The organism is Caulobacter sp. FV2ye17ST, from assembly GCF_058680955.1.
In genome coordinates, this window is record NZ_CM178727.1 from 707,257 (window position 1) to 722,884 (window position 15,628).

Below are 15,628 nucleotides of genomic sequence, written 5' to 3' on the forward strand. Positions count from 1 at the left end.
CATGCTGTTCGTGATCGCCGGCGTTCTGGGCTTCATCACTCTTACCGCTCTGGGACTGGCCTTCGCCGGCGGCGATCAGAACGCGGCCCGCACGGCCAAGCGCGCCCAGGCCATCGTCGGTGGCGGAGCCCGCGACGCCGGCGCCCGCGCCAAGGCCGTGGCCAACACGCCCGACGCCCGCCGCAAGCAGATCCTCAAGACCCTGAAAGAGCAGGACAAGCAGCAGAAGAAGGCTTCGCTGACCATCGCCGCGCGTCTGCGCGCCGCGGGCCTGGGCGAAAAGGTCCAGATGTTCTGGATCATCAGCGGCGTCATCGGCCTGATGGCCGGCCTAGTGGTGATCATCCTGCGCCAGCATCCACTGATCGCCCTGGGCGCCGCCTTCGCCGCCGGCTTCGGCCTGCCGCGCTGGGTGGTCGGCATGCTGGCCACCGCCCGCACCAAGAAGTTCACCGAGGCCTTCTCCGACGCCATCGACATCATCGTGCGCGGCATCAAGTCGGGCCTGCCGGTCCATGACTGCCTGAAGATTATCGGCAAGGAGTGCCCCGAGCCCCTGGCCGGCGAGTTCCGGATCATGACCGAGAATGTCGGCATGGGCATGCCGATGGATGTGGCCCTGGAGCGCATGTACGAGCGCATGCCCACCAACGAGCTGCGCTTCTTCGCCATCGTCCTGTCGATCCAGGCCAAGACCGGCGGCAACCTGGCCGAGGCGCTGGGCAACCTGTCGACCGTGCTGCGGGCCCGCAAGCTGATGGGCGAGAAGATCAAGGCGCTGTCGGCCGAAGCCGTGGCTTCGGCCTTCATCATCGGCTGCCTGCCGCCGGGCGTGGTGGTGCTGATCACCGTCACCTCGCCGGCCTATATGCAGCCGCTGTTCACCGACCCGCGCGGACACCTGATGCTGCTGGCCGGCGGGATCTGGATGAGCATCGGCATCTTCGTGATGCGCAAGATGATCAACTTCAAGTTCTAGGAGAGGGGGCTCATGAACATCGTCGCCGTCCTCACCGATCCCGGCAACCTGCTGACCGGCTTCATCGCCATCGTGGTGTTCGCCACTATCATCACCCTGGCCGCGCCCGCCATGACCGATCGGGGCCTGGAAGGGCGCCTGAAGTCGGTGGCCAACCGCCGCGAGGAGCTGCGCCGCCGCTCCCGCGAGGCCATCGTCCAGAAGGGCGGCGCGGGCAGCACTCTGCGCCACACCGACGAGGGCCTGTACAAGAACATCGTCGACCGCCTGCAGCTGTCGCGCCTGCTGGAAGATCCCAAGGTTGTCGACAAGCTGGCCCAGGCCGGCTTTCGCGGACCGCAGCCGGTCTCGACCTTCTATTTCTTTCGCTTCGTGATGCCGTTCGTCTTCGCCGTGGTGACGGCGTTCTACATCTATCTGATCAATGATTTCGGCCTGCTGGGCATGCAGAAGCTGTGCGCCTGCGTCGCGGCCCTCGCCATCGGCTACTACGCGCCCAACGTCTACATCACCAACGTCGCCACCAAGCGTCGCGAGTCGATCGTGGCGGCCTTTCCCGACTCGCTGGACCTGCTGCTGATCTGCGTCGAAAGCGGCATGTCGATCGAGGCGGCGATCCAGAAGGTGGGCGCCGAAGTCGGCTCCAGCTCGATGGAGCTGGCCGAGGAACTGAGCCTGCTGACCGCCGAGCTGTCCTATCTGCCCGACCGGCGCCTCGCCTATGAAGGCCTGGCCCGCCGCACCAACCACCCCGGCATCCGCTCGGTGGCCACTGCCATGATCCAGGCCGAGCGCTACGGCACGCCGCTTGGCTCGGCCCTGCGGGTCATGGCCAAGGAAAACCGCGAACTGCGTCTTTCGGCGGCGGAAAAGAAAGCTGCCGCCCTGCCGGCCCAACTGACCGTGCCGATGATCCTGTTCTTCCTGCCTGTGCTGTTCGTCGTGATCCTGGGTCCGGCGATCATCAAGATCCAGGACGTGATGGGCAAGGGCTAGGGGCGAAGGCGGCTCACGCCGGCGCCCGTCGTCCGCAGACCATGTCCAGAGTGGCCTGGACCATGGCTTCCAGCTGCTCTGGTGTCTCGCCCGCGCGGGCGCGCACCGACAGGGCGTTCAGCATTCCTCCGGCCACCTTGGCCAGGACGGCCGGATCGGCGCCCGGGGGCAGTTCGCCGGCCGCGTCAGCGCGGGCCACCAACTGCTCGAAGCCTCTGTCCAGTTCGTGCAGACCGCCGGCGATCTTGTCGCGCACGGCCGGATCGACCAGGGCCTGGCCCAGGCCGGCGCTGATCATGAAGCAGCCACGTCCGCCGCTGTCGCCCGACAGATACCGCTCCAGCGCCGCGCGATAGACCCGTTCCAGCGCCTCGCGCAGCGTGCCGCCGGCCTGGAAAGCCCGGACCATCGCCTCTCGGGACGTGTCCATATAGGCGTCGATGGCGGCCGAGAAGAGCGCCTGCTTGTCGCCGAACGCCCCATACAGGCTAGGGCGGTTCATGCCCGTGGCGGCGCTCAGGTCGTCCAGCGAGGCGCCCGCGTAACCCTGGACCCAGAAGGTCTCGGTGGCCTTGGCGAGGGCGACTTCGGGGTCGTAGGCGCGGGGCCGGCCTCGGCGCTTGGCGGGCTGTTCGGACATCAGACTCTCTCCGGGCCGGTCTCTGCTTTTTGTACTGTTTCGCAGTTTATTCCTTGACCCGTGCTATTTTTATGCGAAACAGTACGCAAATGCAAACGGAGGCGACAATGGACCTGTATTTCTTACCGATGGCCTGTTCGATGGCGACGCGGATCGCCGCCTACGAGGCGGGCGCCCCGATCAATTTCATCGAGGTCGACAACAAGGCCTCGCCCAAGCGAACCCGGGACGGCGCGCCGTTTCTGGCGATCAATCCGCTGGGCCAGGTGCCCGTGCTGCGCACCGACGACGGCGAATTGATCTCCGAGAACGTGGTGGTCCTGCAATATCTGGCCGACCGGTTCCCGGCCTCGGGCCTGATCCCGCCCGACGGGGCCGAACGCCGGCGCGTGCTGGCCTGGCTCAGCTTCATCAGCACCGAACTACACGCCATGACGTTCAGGGTCCTGCTCGCCGCCAACGCCCCGGAGGAGGCCAAGGTCATGGCCCGCGCCTCGGCCGCCAGCCGCCTGGCCGTGCTGGAGGCGCATCTGTCGGGACACGAGTTCCTGCAGGGACGGTTCAGCGTCGCCGACGCCTATCTGTTCGTGATGCTGGTCTGGGCTCGGTACGTCGGACTGGACTTCGCGCCCTATCCCGTTCTGGCCGCCTATCGCGACCGTCTGCAGGCCCGGCCCGCGGTGGCGCGCGCCTTCGGCGAGGAATTCAACCTGTTCAAGGCCGCCGCCTAAGGCGGGATTCCCGGCCGGATCTCAGTAGGCGTACCTCCCCAAACCTCCTCTCCCCCGGAGTTTTCCCATGCGTAGTCTTCTTTTCGCCGTCGCGGCCCTCGCCGCGACGGGCGGCCTCGCCATGGCCGAAACCAAGCCCCAGAACGGCTGGCTGACGCTGAGCACGCCCACCACCCGCGACCACGTCATCTTCGACGGCGCGGTTTGGCGCTGCAAGTCCGACGTCTGTCGCTCGCCCCAGGTCAAGTCGCTGCCGCCCCTGCGCAGTTGCAAGCGCCTGGCGCGAGAACTGGGAGCCGTGACGGCCTTCGGCTATCGCGGCGTGGTGCTGTCGGACGCCCAGCTGGCCGACTGCAACCCGCCGCAAGTCGCCAACGCGCCGGGCAAGGCCGAGGTCGCGGCGGCGCGGTAGCCCCTATCCGCCGTCGCCCACGAGATGCTGATCTCCGCTCCCTGCGGAGAGGAGATCAGCATCTCGTCCCCGCCACCCGCGTTTCGTCCCAAGGTCCTCGCAGCCGCCGTTCCGCCCCGTCACCCACGGCGCATGGACACGCTCTTCACACCCATCCTGGCCCTGCACATCGCCGCCGGCTTCGCGGCCGTCGCGCTGGGCGCGGCGCCCATCCTCACCCGCAAGGGCGGCCGCTGGCATCGGCTGACGGGGCGGATCTTCGCCGGCGTCATGGGCGTGATGCTGGTCTGCGCCTGGGGGCTGACGGCGCTGCGCTTCAACCCCTATTTCGCGGCCCTGACCGCCACGGCGACCATCACCCTGTTCTCCGGGGTGCGGGTGCTGGGGCGCAGGCGGCCGGACCTGCGCCGCGCCGATCGCGCCAGGGCCCTCGACTGGATCCTGACCCTGATCGTCGTGGGCGTGGGCCTGTGGGTGCTGGTGCTGATCCTGCGCGGCCAGACGGGCGGCAGGACGGCCGTCTCCGCCGCCCTGGTCTATGGCGCGCTGACCTATGGCGGCTGGGATCTGTGGCGCTTTGCCCGCCCCACGGCCTGGCCTTTCTTTCCGGACCTCTGGACCTACGAGCATCTAGTGAAGATGCTAAGCGCCTACGGGGCGGTGATGAGCGCCTTCTCGGGCAACTTCCTGACCTTCCTGCCGACCCCCTGGAGCCAGCTCTGGCCGACCCTCGTGTTCCAATCCCTGGCCGTGATCTGGATCCTGTCGCGGGCCCTGCGCCGCCGCCGGGACCTTTCGCCCGCCTGAAGCGCGCCCCGACGGCCGCCTGGGTGTGGGCCTTCGGCGCCTACAGCTATGTCGTCACCACCTTCAGCGCCGCCTGGTTCGCGCGACGGTCCGCGCGGGCGGTCGGGGCGCCGATCAGCCTCGTCGAGTCGGTGGCGTGGCAGGGCGCCAGCTATGCCCTGTGGCTGCCCGTCGCCGGCCTGGTCTGGGCGATCCTGCGGCGCTTCGGAGCGAGCGGGCGAGGCGTCGCGGTCCTGACCCTGGCGATGATCCCCGTCGTCGCGCTCGAATCGATCGGCGCGGCCTGGGTGGACATGGCGTTCCGCGCGTCGGGCGGCGGCTTGGCCGAAGGGCTGGCCCGGGCCCTGAGCCGCTCGCCCGTTTCGATCCTGCTCTACACCGCCCTGGCCGCCGCAGGTCTGGCCGCGGCCCACCGCCAGAGGGCCGTCGAGGCTCAGACCCGCGCCGATCATCTGGAGACGGCCCTGACAGAGGCGCGGCGGGTCGTGGCGCGCCAGGCCGCCCCGGCCGAGCGCCTGATGGTCTCGACGGGATCGCGCCGGACGCCGGTCGACCTGTCCCGCGTGGAGTGGTTCTCGGCCGCCGGCAACTATGTCGTCGTGCACTGGGAGCAGCGCGAGGGCCTGATCCGCGAGACTCTGCAGAATCTCGAAGCGCGGCTGGATCCGGCGATCTTCGCCCGCAGCCATCGCTCGACCCTGGTCAATCTGGCCCGCGTCCGCGAGACCCAGTCGCTGTCGGATGGCTCATGGCGGCTGACGATGGAGAGCGGCGCCGAACTGGTCGCCAGCCGCACCTATCGCGACGACCTGCTGGCCCGGCTAGGCAGATAGACCGGCGCCCTTCTTGCGGCGCGGCGCCCAGTGGTTTGCCATTGTGGGACAGTCAGCATGAAGATCGGCGGCAAGCGGGCTCTCCGCGATCGAAACCTCGCGCGTGACGAGACGGGTGGATCAGCGGTCGAGACGGCTTTGATCTTCTCGCTGGCGGCGACCATGGCGGTGGTCGTCCGCGAGGGCGTGTCCATGCCGCTGCTTCAGCAGTTCGCCGAAGCGGCCAAGGTCATCGAGCGCGCGCTCAGCTCGGCTTACTAGAGTTTCCATCCTGACTGCGTCAGTCCGGAAATCTAGATCTTTGGTTTAGCGCATTTTCTTCATGCGAACCGGGATCCACTTCGCTCGAAAGTGCTTTGGCTAGCCGCCAGACTTCATCGCTTCCCAGGTCCGGGACGAGGCCGTCGGGCTGGGCTGGCTGGTGGCCGCGCGCAGCCAGGCCAGGTTGTTGGCCACTGCTTCGGGCGGCAGGTCTTGGCGGGCCAGTTTCTCGGCTTCGGCGATGCGGCCCTGCAGACCGATCACCAGCGCCAGGTTCTGGCGGATCTGGATGCTTGAGGCGGGCATGACCGCCGCGCGGCGCAGCAGCGCCTCGGCGCCGGCCAGATCGCCCTGGCTGGCCAGGTGCATGGCGTAGTTGGCGTTGGGCACGGCCTCGTTGGGACCCAGGGTCACGGCCTGACGGTGTGCGGCGGTGGCTTCTTCCTCGCGCTGGGCCTGCTCGTAGGCGACGCCCAGCAGCGACTGCGGACGCCAGTCCTTCGGCGCCAGGACAGCGGCGTGACGGGCCGGCTCGACGGCGTAGAAGCCCTGGCCGCGCGCGATATGGGCTCGGGCCGATTCGAGCAGGGCGTCCAGATTGTCAGGCTCGACCATCAGCACCTTGCTGGCGGCCTCGGCGGCGTCGTCATAGCGACCCATGGCCCGCAGGGCCTGGGCCAGGGCGACGCCGGCCTCGGCGTCGCGGCCGTCGGTCTCGAACTCGCCGCCCCAGAAGGCGGCGCGAGCCAGGGGATCGGCGCGGCGCATCTCGGCCCGCTGGGCCGGGCTGGCCTTGTGCGACACAGCCTGCTCGGCGGCGGCAGGCGGCGTCTTGGCGGCGCCGGCATGGGCCTGAGCGCCCAGCATCAGAAGAGCCGGAGCGAGAACGGTTGCGAGGAGCGCGCGCTTGCGACACATGGAAGACGAGTCTCCGAAAGGTTCGCGCATCCTCGCCGTGCGGCCCTCAAGGAATCGTTAAGCATAATTTCCGAGGGCCGCGACATGTTGGACAGCTCCCCCATCCTGGCCCCGGCCACTGAAGGCGGCCTCCCGGTCCACCCGCTGTTCGAGGCCGAGCTTGAGGCCTTCCTGGCGGCGCGCCGACCATCGGCCAGGGTCCTGGCCGCCCAGGCCCAGTTCAAGGCCAAGGCTGGTCAGGTGCTGGTCCTGTCCGGGCCCGGCGGCCAGGTCGAACGCGTGCTGATGGGGCTGGGGACCCGCGCCGCCGTTGATCCAGGCCTGTTCCGGACGCTGGCCGGCAAGCTGCCCGCCGGAGACTATCGCCTGGCCCGCCTGCCGCGCGGCCTGGACGCCCAGGAGGCGACCTTGGCCTTCGCCCTGGGGCTCTATCGCTTCGATCGCTATCGCAAGCGGTCTGGTGATGCCGGGCCGCGTCTGGTCGCCCCCAAGGGCGTCGACATCGAGGCAGTCACCGCGATCAGCCACGCCTGCGCCCTGGCCAAGGACATGGTCAACACCCCGGCCAACGACATGGGCCCGCTGCAGATCGAGACCATCGCTCGCGAGATCGCCGAGCAGCACGGCGCGACCCTGTCGGTGATCGTCGGCGACGACCTGCTGACCCAGAACTATCCGGCCGTCCACGCCGTGGGCCGCGCCGCCGCGCCGCATCGCGCGCCGCGCATCCTGGAAATGAACTGGGGCGACCTCGCCCACCCGGTGCTCGCCCTGGTCGGCAAGGGCGTGGTGTTCGACAGCGGTGGTCTGGACATCAAGCCCTCATCGGGCATGCGGCTGATGAAGAAGGACATGGGCGGGGCGGCCCACGCCCTGGCCCTGGCGCGGATGGTGATGGGCGCCAAACTGCCGGTCCGGCTGGTGGTGCTGACCCCGGTGGTTGAGAACGCCATCAGCGGCGACGCCATGCGTCCCGGCGACGTGCTGCAGACCCGCGCCGGCCTCACCGTCGAGGTGGGCAATACCGACGCCGAGGGCCGCCTGATCCTGGCCGACGCCCTGGCCCGCGCCGCCGAGCACAAGCCCGCCCTGACCCTGGACCTCGCCACCCTGACCGGGGCGGCGCGCGTGGCCCTGGGGCCGTTCGTGATCCCGTTCTGGACGGCCGACGACAAGCTGGCGGGACAGATCGAGGCGGCCTCGAAGGCGACCGCCGACCTGCTGTGGCGCATGCCCCTGACCGAGGCCTATGGCGAGTCCATCGAGAGCGAGATCGCCGACCTGCAGAACGACTCCGCCGCCTGGGCCCAGGCCGGGGCGACGACGGCGGCCCTGTTCCTGCAGCGGTTCGCGCCGAGCGGCGAGGGCATCGGGCCGTGGGCCCATTTCGACCTCTATGCCTGGAACCCCAAGAGCCGGCCGGGCTATCCGGGCGGCGCCGAGGCCCAGGCGATCCGGGCGCTGTTTTCGATGCTCAAGTCGCGGTTCCCGGCGTGAGCGCTCCCGACCGCCGCCTGACCCTGATCCGCGACGGTCTGGCGGATGTGCGGCTGGAGGGCGTGGCCTCGGCCGAGCGCTTCGCCGCCGCCGCGCCGATGCAGGCCAGCGCGCCGATCGCCTCGATCCGCAAGGCGCCGGCCCCCGACGCCGAGCAGGAAGACCAGCTGGCCTTTGGCGAGCGCTTCGACGTGCTGTTCGAGGTCGACGGCTTCGCCTTCGGCCAGGCCCGTCGCGACGGCTATGTGGGCTATGTCGCCAGCGACGCCCTGTCGGCGCCTGTCCTCGCGCCCACCCATCGGGTGTCGGCGATCCGCACCTACGCTTTCAGCGAGCCCGACATCAAGTCGGCCATTGTCGGCCTCTATAGCCTCAACGCCCTGGTGACCGTCGAGGCGCGCGAGGGGCGCTTTGTCCGGGGCGCCCGCTCGGGCTGGTTCATCGAGGCCCATCTGACGCCGGTCGGCCGGGGCGAGAGCGACTATGTCGCCGTCGCCCAGCGGTTCCTGGGCGCGCCCTATCAGTGGGGCGGACGCGAGTCGCTGGGCCTGGACTGCTCGGCCCTGATCCAGCAGTCGCTGGCGGCCTGCAACCGCGCCTGCCCGCGCGACACCGACCTGCAGCGCGGCTTCTTCCCGGAAATCCAGGCTTCTGAGCGTCGTCGCGGGGATCTGGTGTTCTGGAAGGGCCACGTGGCCATCCTGCTGGACCCCGACACCATCCTGCACGCCAACGCCCACCACATGGCCGTGGCCATCGAGCCTCTGGCCGAGGCCATCGCCCGGATCGAGGCGGCCGGCGTCGGCGCGCCGCTGGGCTATCGGCGGGTCTGAAACACAGAAAAGGGCCGCGAAGCGAACTTCGCGGCCCTTGATCCTGTCCCGATCGGAAACCGATCAGCTCTTGGCGGGCGCCTCGGCCGGGGCGGCGGGCGCGCCGGCGGCGGCGGCGGCAGCTTCCGGAGCCGTGGCCGGAGCGCCTTCGGCCGCAGCCGCGGGGGCCGCTTCGGCCGGCTTGGGCGCCGGCACCGGCAGGGTCGAACCCAGGCTGTGCAGATAGGCGATGATCGCCACGCGATCTTCCGGCTTCTTCAGGCCGACGAAGCTCATATTGGTGCCCGAGATGTACTTACCCGGAGCCTTCAGGAACTCGTACATGTGGTCATAGTCCCACACCGGGTTCTTGGCGCCGAATTCCTTCATCGCGCCGGAATAGGCGAAGCCGGCGTGCGAACCGGGCTTGTGGCCCAGAATGCCATACAGGCCAGGGCCGATGCTGTTGGCGTTCGACGGGTCCAGCTTGTGGCACGCGGCGCACTTGGCGGCGACGGCCTGGCCGGCCGCGATATTGGCGGGCAGCAGCAGGGCGGTGCCCCAGTCGGGCGCGACCTCGACAGCGGCGGCGGCGCCGCCGGTCGACTCTTCGACCGCGATTTCGTAACCGGCCTTTTCGACCTCGTGCTTCTGGAACACGACGGTCGATGCTTCACGCAGACCGAAAATAACGAGGCCGGTCAGCAGCACGCCGCCAGCAATCTTGTTGAACGTCAGGTCGCTCATCTCAGCCTTGTCAGCCTCTTACCGGCCCGCCTGAGGCGGGGCCCAAACCCGCGGCGAGGAATCCCCCGCGCGCGCCTCTTGTTGCGCTCGCGTCTCTTACACGCTACCGCCCCTCGCGCAACCGGGCAGCAGCGATATTGACCTCATGAACCCTATCGTCCTGATCCCCGCCCGCATGGCGGCGACCCGCCTGCCGAACAAGCCGCTGGCCGATATCGGCGGTCTGCCGATGATTGTTCGCGTTCTGAACCAGGCGCTCAAGGCCAATATCGGCCCCGTGGCGGTCGCCGCGGGCGATCCCGAGATCGTCGAGGCCGTGCGTGCGACAGGTGGTCGCGCCGTGCTGACCGACCCGGATCTGCCCTCGGGGTCTGACCGGATCCTGGCGGCGCTGGCTGAACTCGATCCCCATTTCGAGCACGACGTGGTGATCAATCTGCAGGGAGACATGCCGTTCGTCGACCCGTCGGTGCTGAGCGCCTGCGCCGGCCTGCTGGAAGACTTCGGCGATTGCGACATCGCCACCGTCGTCGCGGCCGAGGCCTCGCCCGCCGACCGGACCAATCCCGACGTGGTCAAGGCCGTGCTGGCCATGGAGGATGACGGCCAGAGCGGCCGGGCCCTCTACTTCACCCGCTCCACCCTCTATGGCGACGGCCCGGTCTGGCGCCATATCGGCATCTACGGCTATCGCCGCGAGGCGCTGGAGGCGTTCAACGCCGCTTCACCCTCGCCGCTGGAAAAGCGCGAGAAGCTGGAGCAGCTGCGGGCCATGGAGCTGGGCATGACGATCCGCGCCGCCGTGGCGGCTGAAGCGCCGATCTCCGTCGACAACCCTTCTGATCTCGAAGCCGCCCGTCTCCAGGCTGGAAACCAAGCATGAGCATCCTCAAGAAGATCGCCTTCCAGGGCGAACCCGGCGCCAACAGCCATGAGGCCTGCCGCACCTATTTTCCGGACTATGAGGCCTATCCCTGCGCCACCTTCCAGGAGGCGTTCGAGGCCATCAAGACCGGGGTCTGCGAACTGGGCATGATCCCGATCGAGAACTCGATCGCCGGCCGCGTCGCCGACGTGCACCACCTGCTGCCGGCCTCGGGCCTGAAGATCATCGGCGAGCGCTTCAAGCCGATCCGCTTCCAGCTGATGGCCAACAGGGGCGTCAGGCTGGAGGACATCAAGGTCGTGGCCTCGATGCCGATCGCCCTGGCCCAGTGCCGCAACAGCCTGCGCAAGCTGGGCGTGGCCACCGAGGGCGCGGGCGACACCGCCGGCGCGGCCAAGGCCCTGGCCCTCAAGCCCGACTCCACGCGCGGCGCCGTGGCCCCGGCCCTGGCGGCCGAGATCTATGGCCTGGATATCCTGGCCAGCGACATCGAGGACGAGCGCCACAACACCACCCGCTTCCTGGTGATGACGGCCGACACCACCCCGACCCCGCCGGCCTTCACCCATCGCTGCGTGACCAGCTTCGTGTTCAAGGTCAGGAACCTGCCCGCCGCGCTCTACAAGGCCATGGGCGGGTTCGCGACCAACGGCGTCAACATGACCAAGCTGGAGAGCTACATGGAGGACGGCGCCTTCACGGCCACCTTCTTCTACGCCGAGGTCGATGGCCGTCCCGAGGATCGCAACCTGGCCCTGGCCTTCGACGAACTGAAGTTCTTCTCCGACAAGTTCGAGATCCTGGGCGTCTATCCGGCCGATCCGTTCCGCGACCGGACGTAGGCGCTGCCGCAACGGCAAGCTTCGCAATAACGACGTTCTTCGTCTAACCTCTCCGGACAACAATCGTCCGGGGAGGGACGCTCCATGAATACGATGATCGCGCCAGTGATGGCGCTGGTGGCCTGGTCGCTTGTGATCTGGCTGTGGATGTACATCCGCCGCATCCCGGCGATGCTGAAGGCCGGGATCAAGCCGCAGGACGCCGCCTTTCCGGGCTCGCTGGACGTGCTGCCCGCCGGCGCCCGCCAGGCGGCCGACAACTACAACCACCTGATGGAACAGCCGACCATCTTCTACGCCGCCGCCCTGGCGATCGCCGTGGCCGGTCATGCCGACGGCTGGGCCGTGCATTTCGCCTGGGTCTATGTGGGCCTGCGGGTGCTGCACAGCCTGGTGCAGGTGACGGTGAACATCGTGAACCTGCGGTTCCTGCTGTTCGCGCTGTCGACGATCACCCTGGCGGTGATGGTCGTGCGCGAATGCGTGAAGATCTGGGGCTAGACGATCGATCCTCCCCCTCTGGGGGAGGTGGCCCAGAGGGCCGGAGGGGGCTGGCTCGGCTGACGCCGCGGTGGCCCCCTCAGTCGGCCTCGCCGACAGCTCCCCCGGAGGGGGAGCATCTGAAATCGCCCTAAACCGCGTCCAGCCCGATATCCAGCACCGGCGCCGAGTGGGTCAGGGCCCCGACGCTGATCACGTCCACTCCCGTCTCGGCGATGGCCCGCACGGTGGTCAGGTTGACCCCGCCGGAGGCCTCCAGCACCGCCCGGCCCTTGGCCAGCGATACCGCCGTCCGAAGGTCGTCGAGGCTGAAATTGTCCAGCATCACCACGTCCGGGCCGTGCTTCAGCGCGTCTTCCAGCTGGTCCAGTCCGTCGACCTCGACCTCCACCTTCACCAGATGTCCGGCGAAGGCCCGCGCCCGGCGGACGGCTTCACCGACCCCGCCGCAGGCGGCGACGTGGTTGTCCTTGATCAGGATGGCGTCATCCAGGCCGAAGCGATGGTTGATGCCGCCGCCGCAGCGAACAGCATACTTTTCCAGAGCCCGCAGGCCGGGCGTGGTCTTGCGGGTGTCGACGATGGTCGCGCCAGTGCCCTCGACCAGGCGGACATAGGCGCGGGTCAGGGTGGCGATCCCCGAAAGGCGCCCCAGCAGGTTCAGCCCCGTGCGCTCGGCCGCCAGCACCGCGCGGGCATTGCCTTCCGCTCGGGCCAGAACCGTACCCGGCGCGCAGTCGGCCCCATCGGGGGTGACGGTCTCGAACGTCGCCGTCGAGTCCATCGCCGCCAGGGCCAGGCGCGCGCAGGACAGGCCTGCCACGCGACCGTCCTGACGGGCGGCGAACACCACCGACAGCCGGGCGTCGGCGTCGATACAGGCCTGGGCGGTGATGTCGCCGGCCCGGCCGAGATCCTCGGCCAGGGCCATGTCGATGATCGGGCGGATCAGCAGGTCAGGAAGCGGAGACAGGGTCATTCGGCGGCGTAACGGACGGCACGGCCCGTTTCCAGGTCCTCGAGGGTGACGAAGGTCCGCTGCGGCGCGGCGGTCGCGGGGAAGTCGGCGCGGAAATGACCACCCCGGCTTTCCTCGTGCGCCAGGGCGGCAGCGACGATCAGGCGCGCGGCGACGACGGTAGGGCAGGGGCCATAGGCGGGCTCCAGGGCCTCGATCTGGTCCAGCAGCCGCGTCAGGCCCGCGGCGTCGCGGATCACGCCGGCGTCGCGGCTCATGGCCTTGCGCAGGGTCTGCAGCGCCGCTCCGGGCAGGTCGGGCAGGGGCGCCAGCGACACGGGCTCGCCGCCGATGACCTTTTCCACCGCCGCAGCGCGTCCGGCCCGGGCGCCGAACACGGCCGCCTCCAGCAGGCTGTTGGAGGCCAGGCGATTGGCGCCGTGCACGCCGGTGGCGGCGCACTCACCGGCGGCGTAGAGGCCGGGCAAGGAGGTGCGTCCGTCCAGATCGGTGGCCACGCCGCCCATGTGATAGTGCACGGCCGGGGTGACCGGGATCATCTCGCGGCGCGGATCAATCCCGCCCGAGCGGCAGGCCTCGAACACGGCCGGAAACTCGTGTGGGAAGTGCGCGCCGACCGCCGTCGTGGCGTCGAGAAAGGCGCCGCGACCGGCCGCGCGCTCGGCGTGGATGGCTCTCGCCACGATATCACGCGGCGCCAGTTCGGCGGCGGGGTGGTAGCTCGCCATGAAGGCCTGGCCATCGTTATTGCGCAGGATCGCGCCCTCGCCGCGCAGAGCCTCGGTGGCGAGCGGAGCCGGGTCTCGGCCGATGTCGATGGCCGTGGGGTGGAACTGCACGAACTCGGGATCGGCGATCACCGCGCCGGCCAGAGCCGCGAGGCCCAGGCCCTCGCCGCGCACTTCGGCCGGGGTGGTGGTGACGGCATAGAGGCCGCCGACGCCGCCGGTGGCCAGGATCACGGCGGGGCTCAGGATCTCGACCATCTGGCCGTCGATCTGCGCCAGCACGCCGATCACGCGACCGGTCGCGTCCTGCAGCAGGCGGCGGGCGCGGGCGTTCTCGCGCACCTCGATGCCGGGGGCGGCGTGGACGGCGGCGATGACGGCGGCCATGATCGCCGCGCCGGCCCCGTCGCCGCCCACGCGGGCGACGCGGGCCTTGGAGTGAGCCGCTTCCAGGCTCAGCGTGAAGTCGCCATCCTTCGTGTCGAACGGGGCGCCCAGCGCGGCCAGGGCGCGGACGGCGTCAGGGCCTTCGCGGGTCAGCAGTTCCACCGCTTCGGCGTCGCACAGCCCAGCGCCGGCGGCGGCGGTGTCGGCCGCGTGCAGGGCCGGGGTGTCGTCAGCCGACAGGGCCGCCGCCATGCCGCCCTGCGCCCAGGCGCTGGAGCAGCCGGTCGCCAGCGGCGTCGGCGAAAGCACCATCGCCCGCTTGGCCGCGAGCGCGGCGGTCAGGCCGGCCAGACCGGCCCCGAGGATCACGGGGCCGTCGAAGATCAGACGATCGGTCATTTCACACTCCACTCCCTTCCCCCTCGATGGGGGAAGGGCCGGGGATGGGGGTGAACGCGAAGCGTTCAGCCATCGGCGAAGGCGGGAGGGGCAGGGGCGGCTGAACCTCAGCATCACCCCCATCCCAACCCTTCCCCCATCAAGGGGGAAGGGCTCCTAGATCAGCTCCACGTCCACGTGATGGCGAGCCTTCACGAGGTCGTAGCGGGCGGGGATCAGCGGCGGCGGCAGGTCGATCATCCGCTGCACGGCCAGGCGCGCGGCCGAGGCGATGGCGGGATCCACCGTCACCTCGTAGCGGTCGAACACCAGGGCGTCGTGGATGTTCTGCAGGGTGATCCGCTTCATGTGCGGGCACAGGTTGCAGGGCTTGATGAAGTCGGTGTCCGGCGCGTCGGCCTCGACATTGCCGGCCATCGAGCACTCGGTGATCAGGATCACCTGTTTCGGCTTCCGCTGGATGACATAGTCGTTCATCGCGGCGGTCGAGCCGGCGAAGTCGGACTCTTCCAGGATCTCGGCCGGGCACTCGGGGTGGGCCAGGATCTCGGCGCCGGGATAGCTTTCGCGCAGGTCCAGGATGTCCTGGCGGGTGAAGCGCTCGTGCACCTCGCAGCGGCCCTGCCAGGCGATGATCTTGACGTCGGTCTGGCGGGCCACGTTGCGGGCCAGGAACTCGTCGGGGATCAGGATGACCTTGTCAGTCCCCCACTCGCGCGCCGCCCACTCCACCACCTGCACGGCGTTGGCGCTGGTGCAGCAGATGTCGGTCTCGGCCTTCACGTCGGCGGTGGTGTTGACATAGGTGACCACCGGCACACCCGGATAGCGGGCCTTGATCATCCGCACGTCCGCGCCCGTGATCGAGGACGCCAGTGAGCAGCCGGCCAGCGGGTCGGGGATCAGCACGCGCTTGTCCGGCGCCAGCACCTTGCTGGTCTCGGCCATGAAGTGCACGCCGGCCTGAACGATCACCGCCGCGTCGCACTTGGCCGCCTCGCGGGCCAGGGCCAGGCTGTCGCCCACGAAATCGCCCACGCCGTGGAAGATCTCGGTGGTCATGTAGTTGTGGGCCAGGATGACCGCATTCTTCTCGCGCTTGAGACGGTTGATCTCGGCGATCAGGGGCGCGTGCAGCCGCCACTCCATCGGGGTGACGTGGTTCTTCACCTTGTCCCAGATCTTCGAGGTCTGAGCCTCGACGTCGGGGGTGAAATCCAGAGCGGCAAAGCCGTCGGCCATGTGATCCTCGCTTATGCTCAAACTGAGCATT

General features: G+C 69.2%; 18 protein-coding genes. 12 read left to right on the forward strand and 6 right to left on the reverse strand.

The genetic code is table 11. From position 1 onward, the window contains the following. The first annotated feature begins 1 nt into the window (after window position 1). Window positions 2-979, forward strand: coding sequence for a type II secretion system F family protein (locus ACW17V_RS03455; RefSeq protein ID WP_492107491.1), 978 nt, complete (start codon window positions 2-4; stop codon window positions 977-979). 12 nt (window positions 980-991) lie between these two features. Further along, a complete protein-coding gene (locus ACW17V_RS03460) occupies window positions 992-1,975 on the forward strand; it encodes a type II secretion system F family protein (RefSeq protein WP_492107492.1) in 984 nt (327 codons plus the stop codon). 13 nt (window positions 1,976-1,988) lie between these two features. On the opposite strand, the gene ACW17V_RS03465 is transcribed toward ACW17V_RS03460, so the two are convergent. Beyond that, window positions 1,989-2,615, reverse strand: coding sequence for a TetR/AcrR family transcriptional regulator (locus ACW17V_RS03465; RefSeq protein WP_492107493.1), 627 nt, complete (start codon window positions 2,613-2,615; stop codon window positions 1,989-1,991). 107 nt (window positions 2,616-2,722) lie between these two features. On the opposite strand from ACW17V_RS03465, the gene ACW17V_RS03470 reads away from it, so the two are divergent. The 5 genes from ACW17V_RS03470 to ACW17V_RS03490 all read left to right on the forward strand — a co-directional run bounded on the left by ACW17V_RS03470 (window position 2,723) and on the right by ACW17V_RS03490 (window position 5,659). After that, window positions 2,723-3,346 (forward strand): glutathione S-transferase C-terminal domain-containing protein, encoded by a 624-nt coding sequence (locus ACW17V_RS03470; RefSeq protein WP_492107494.1) that lies wholly within the window; start codon window positions 2,723-2,725, stop codon window positions 3,344-3,346. 67 nt (window positions 3,347-3,413) lie between these two features. Further along, window positions 3,414-3,758: a DUF8200 family protein gene (locus ACW17V_RS03475; RefSeq protein ID WP_492107495.1), complete on the forward strand. Its 345-nt coding sequence runs from the start codon at window positions 3,414-3,416 to the stop codon at window positions 3,756-3,758. A 132-nt stretch (window positions 3,759-3,890) separates the two neighbouring features. Further along, a complete protein-coding gene (locus ACW17V_RS03480; protein WP_492107496.1) occupies window positions 3,891-4,565 on the forward strand; it encodes a DUF2306 domain-containing protein in 675 nt (224 codons plus the stop codon). Between the two features lie 23 nt (window positions 4,566-4,588). Then, window positions 4,589-5,398: a LytR/AlgR family response regulator transcription factor gene (locus tag ACW17V_RS03485; protein ID WP_492107497.1), complete on the forward strand. Its 810-nt coding sequence runs from the start codon at window positions 4,589-4,591 to the stop codon at window positions 5,396-5,398. Window positions 5,399-5,455: 57 nt separating this feature from the next. Then, complete coding sequence (locus tag ACW17V_RS03490) at window positions 5,456-5,659, forward strand: hypothetical protein (protein ID WP_492107498.1); 204 nt, start codon at window positions 5,456-5,458, stop codon at window positions 5,657-5,659. Between the two features lie 99 nt (window positions 5,660-5,758). Here ACW17V_RS03490 and ACW17V_RS03495 read toward each other — a convergent pair whose 3' ends face one another. After that, window positions 5,759-6,577, reverse strand: coding sequence for a tetratricopeptide repeat protein (locus ACW17V_RS03495; RefSeq protein WP_492107499.1), 819 nt, complete (start codon window positions 6,575-6,577; stop codon window positions 5,759-5,761). Between the two features lie 84 nt (window positions 6,578-6,661). On the opposite strand from ACW17V_RS03495, the gene ACW17V_RS03500 reads away from it, so the two are divergent. Together ACW17V_RS03500 and ACW17V_RS03505 are read left to right on the forward strand one after the other, a co-directional pair. Beyond that, window positions 6,662-8,074 carry a leucyl aminopeptidase family protein gene (locus tag ACW17V_RS03500; protein ID WP_492107500.1) on the forward strand — a complete coding sequence of 471 codons (1,413 nt, stop codon included), beginning with the start codon at window positions 6,662-6,664 and terminating at the stop codon, window positions 8,072-8,074. After that, window positions 8,071-8,907, forward strand: a complete 837-nt coding sequence (locus ACW17V_RS03505) for a C40 family peptidase (RefSeq protein WP_492107501.1) — start codon at window positions 8,071-8,073, stop codon at window positions 8,905-8,907. The genes ACW17V_RS03500 and ACW17V_RS03505 overlap by 4 nt, the downstream gene beginning before the upstream one ends. A 63-nt stretch (window positions 8,908-8,970) precedes the next feature. On the opposite strand, the gene ACW17V_RS03510 is transcribed toward ACW17V_RS03505, so the two are convergent. After that, window positions 8,971-9,633 (reverse strand): c-type cytochrome, encoded by a 663-nt coding sequence (locus ACW17V_RS03510; RefSeq protein ID WP_492107502.1) that lies wholly within the window; start codon window positions 9,631-9,633, stop codon window positions 8,971-8,973. Window positions 9,634-9,778: 145 nt separating this feature from the next. On the opposite strand from ACW17V_RS03510, the gene ACW17V_RS03515 reads away from it, so the two are divergent. The 3 genes from ACW17V_RS03515 to ACW17V_RS03525 all read left to right on the forward strand — a co-directional run bounded on the left by ACW17V_RS03515 (window position 9,779) and on the right by ACW17V_RS03525 (window position 11,862). Further along, window positions 9,779-10,516 (forward strand): 3-deoxy-manno-octulosonate cytidylyltransferase, encoded by a 738-nt coding sequence (locus ACW17V_RS03515; protein ID WP_492107503.1) that lies wholly within the window; start codon window positions 9,779-9,781, stop codon window positions 10,514-10,516. After that, entirely contained in the window at window positions 10,513-11,361 is an 849-nt protein-coding gene (locus ACW17V_RS03520) for a prephenate dehydratase (RefSeq protein ID WP_492107504.1), read from the forward strand. Before ACW17V_RS03515 ends, ACW17V_RS03520 begins: the two co-directional genes overlap by 4 nt. Window positions 11,362-11,445: 84 nt before the next feature. After that, window positions 11,446-11,862, forward strand: a complete 417-nt coding sequence (locus ACW17V_RS03525; RefSeq protein ID WP_492107505.1) for an MAPEG family protein — start codon at window positions 11,446-11,448, stop codon at window positions 11,860-11,862. A gap of 130 nt (window positions 11,863-11,992) precedes the next feature. Here ACW17V_RS03525 and nadC read toward each other — a convergent pair whose 3' ends face one another. The 3 genes from nadC to nadA all read right to left on the reverse strand — a co-directional run bounded on the left by nadC (window position 11,993) and on the right by nadA (window position 15,597). After that, window positions 11,993-12,841: a carboxylating nicotinate-nucleotide diphosphorylase gene (gene nadC / locus ACW17V_RS03530; RefSeq protein ID WP_492107506.1), complete on the reverse strand. Its 849-nt coding sequence runs from the start codon at window positions 12,839-12,841 to the stop codon at window positions 11,993-11,995. Beyond that, a complete protein-coding gene (locus ACW17V_RS03535; protein WP_492107507.1) occupies window positions 12,838-14,355 on the reverse strand; it encodes an L-aspartate oxidase in 1,518 nt (505 codons plus the stop codon). The genes nadC and ACW17V_RS03535 overlap by 4 nt, the downstream gene beginning before the upstream one ends. 156 nt (window positions 14,356-14,511) lie before the next feature. Continuing rightward, window positions 14,512-15,597, reverse strand: coding sequence for a quinolinate synthase NadA (nadA, locus tag ACW17V_RS03540; RefSeq protein WP_492107508.1), 1,086 nt, complete (start codon window positions 15,595-15,597; stop codon window positions 14,512-14,514). Between the last annotated feature and the right edge of the window lie 31 nt (window positions 15,598-15,628).

What these genes read in the sequence shown, in the direction of transcription:
- ACW17V_RS03455 (WP_492107491.1), top strand. Translation starts at nt 2, where the DNA reads ATGCTGTTCGTGATCGCCGGCGTTCTGGGCTTCATCACTCTTACCGCT.
- ACW17V_RS03460 (WP_492107492.1), top strand. Translation starts at nt 992, where the DNA reads ATGAACATCGTCGCCGTCCTCACCGATCCCGGCAACCTGCTGACCGGC.
- ACW17V_RS03465 (WP_492107493.1), bottom strand. Translation starts at nt 2,615, where the DNA reads ATGTCCGAACAGCCCGCCAAGCGCCGAGGCCGGCCCCGCGCCTACGAC.
- ACW17V_RS03470 (WP_492107494.1), top strand. Translation starts at nt 2,723, where the DNA reads ATGGACCTGTATTTCTTACCGATGGCCTGTTCGATGGCGACGCGGATC.
- ACW17V_RS03475 (WP_492107495.1), top strand. Translation starts at nt 3,414, where the DNA reads ATGCGTAGTCTTCTTTTCGCCGTCGCGGCCCTCGCCGCGACGGGCGGC.
- ACW17V_RS03480 (WP_492107496.1), top strand. Translation starts at nt 3,891, where the DNA reads ATGGACACGCTCTTCACACCCATCCTGGCCCTGCACATCGCCGCCGGC.
- ACW17V_RS03490 (WP_492107498.1), top strand. Translation starts at nt 5,456, where the DNA reads ATGAAGATCGGCGGCAAGCGGGCTCTCCGCGATCGAAACCTCGCGCGT.
- ACW17V_RS03495 (WP_492107499.1), bottom strand. Translation starts at nt 6,577, where the DNA reads ATGTGTCGCAAGCGCGCGCTCCTCGCAACCGTTCTCGCTCCGGCTCTT.
- ACW17V_RS03500 (WP_492107500.1), top strand. Translation starts at nt 6,662, where the DNA reads ATGTTGGACAGCTCCCCCATCCTGGCCCCGGCCACTGAAGGCGGCCTC.
- ACW17V_RS03510 (WP_492107502.1), bottom strand. Translation starts at nt 9,633, where the DNA reads ATGAGCGACCTGACGTTCAACAAGATTGCTGGCGGCGTGCTGCTGACC.
- ACW17V_RS03515 (WP_492107503.1), top strand. Translation starts at nt 9,779, where the DNA reads ATGAACCCTATCGTCCTGATCCCCGCCCGCATGGCGGCGACCCGCCTG.
- ACW17V_RS03520 (WP_492107504.1), top strand. Translation starts at nt 10,513, where the DNA reads ATGAGCATCCTCAAGAAGATCGCCTTCCAGGGCGAACCCGGCGCCAAC.
- ACW17V_RS03525 (WP_492107505.1), top strand. Translation starts at nt 11,446, where the DNA reads ATGAATACGATGATCGCGCCAGTGATGGCGCTGGTGGCCTGGTCGCTT.
- nadC (WP_492107506.1), bottom strand. Translation starts at nt 12,841, where the DNA reads ATGACCCTGTCTCCGCTTCCTGACCTGCTGATCCGCCCGATCATCGAC.
- ACW17V_RS03535 (WP_492107507.1), bottom strand. Translation starts at nt 14,355, where the DNA reads ATGACCGATCGTCTGATCTTCGACGGCCCCGTGATCCTCGGGGCCGGT.
- nadA (WP_492107508.1), bottom strand. Translation starts at nt 15,597, where the DNA reads ATGGCCGACGGCTTTGCCGCTCTGGATTTCACCCCCGACGTCGAGGCT.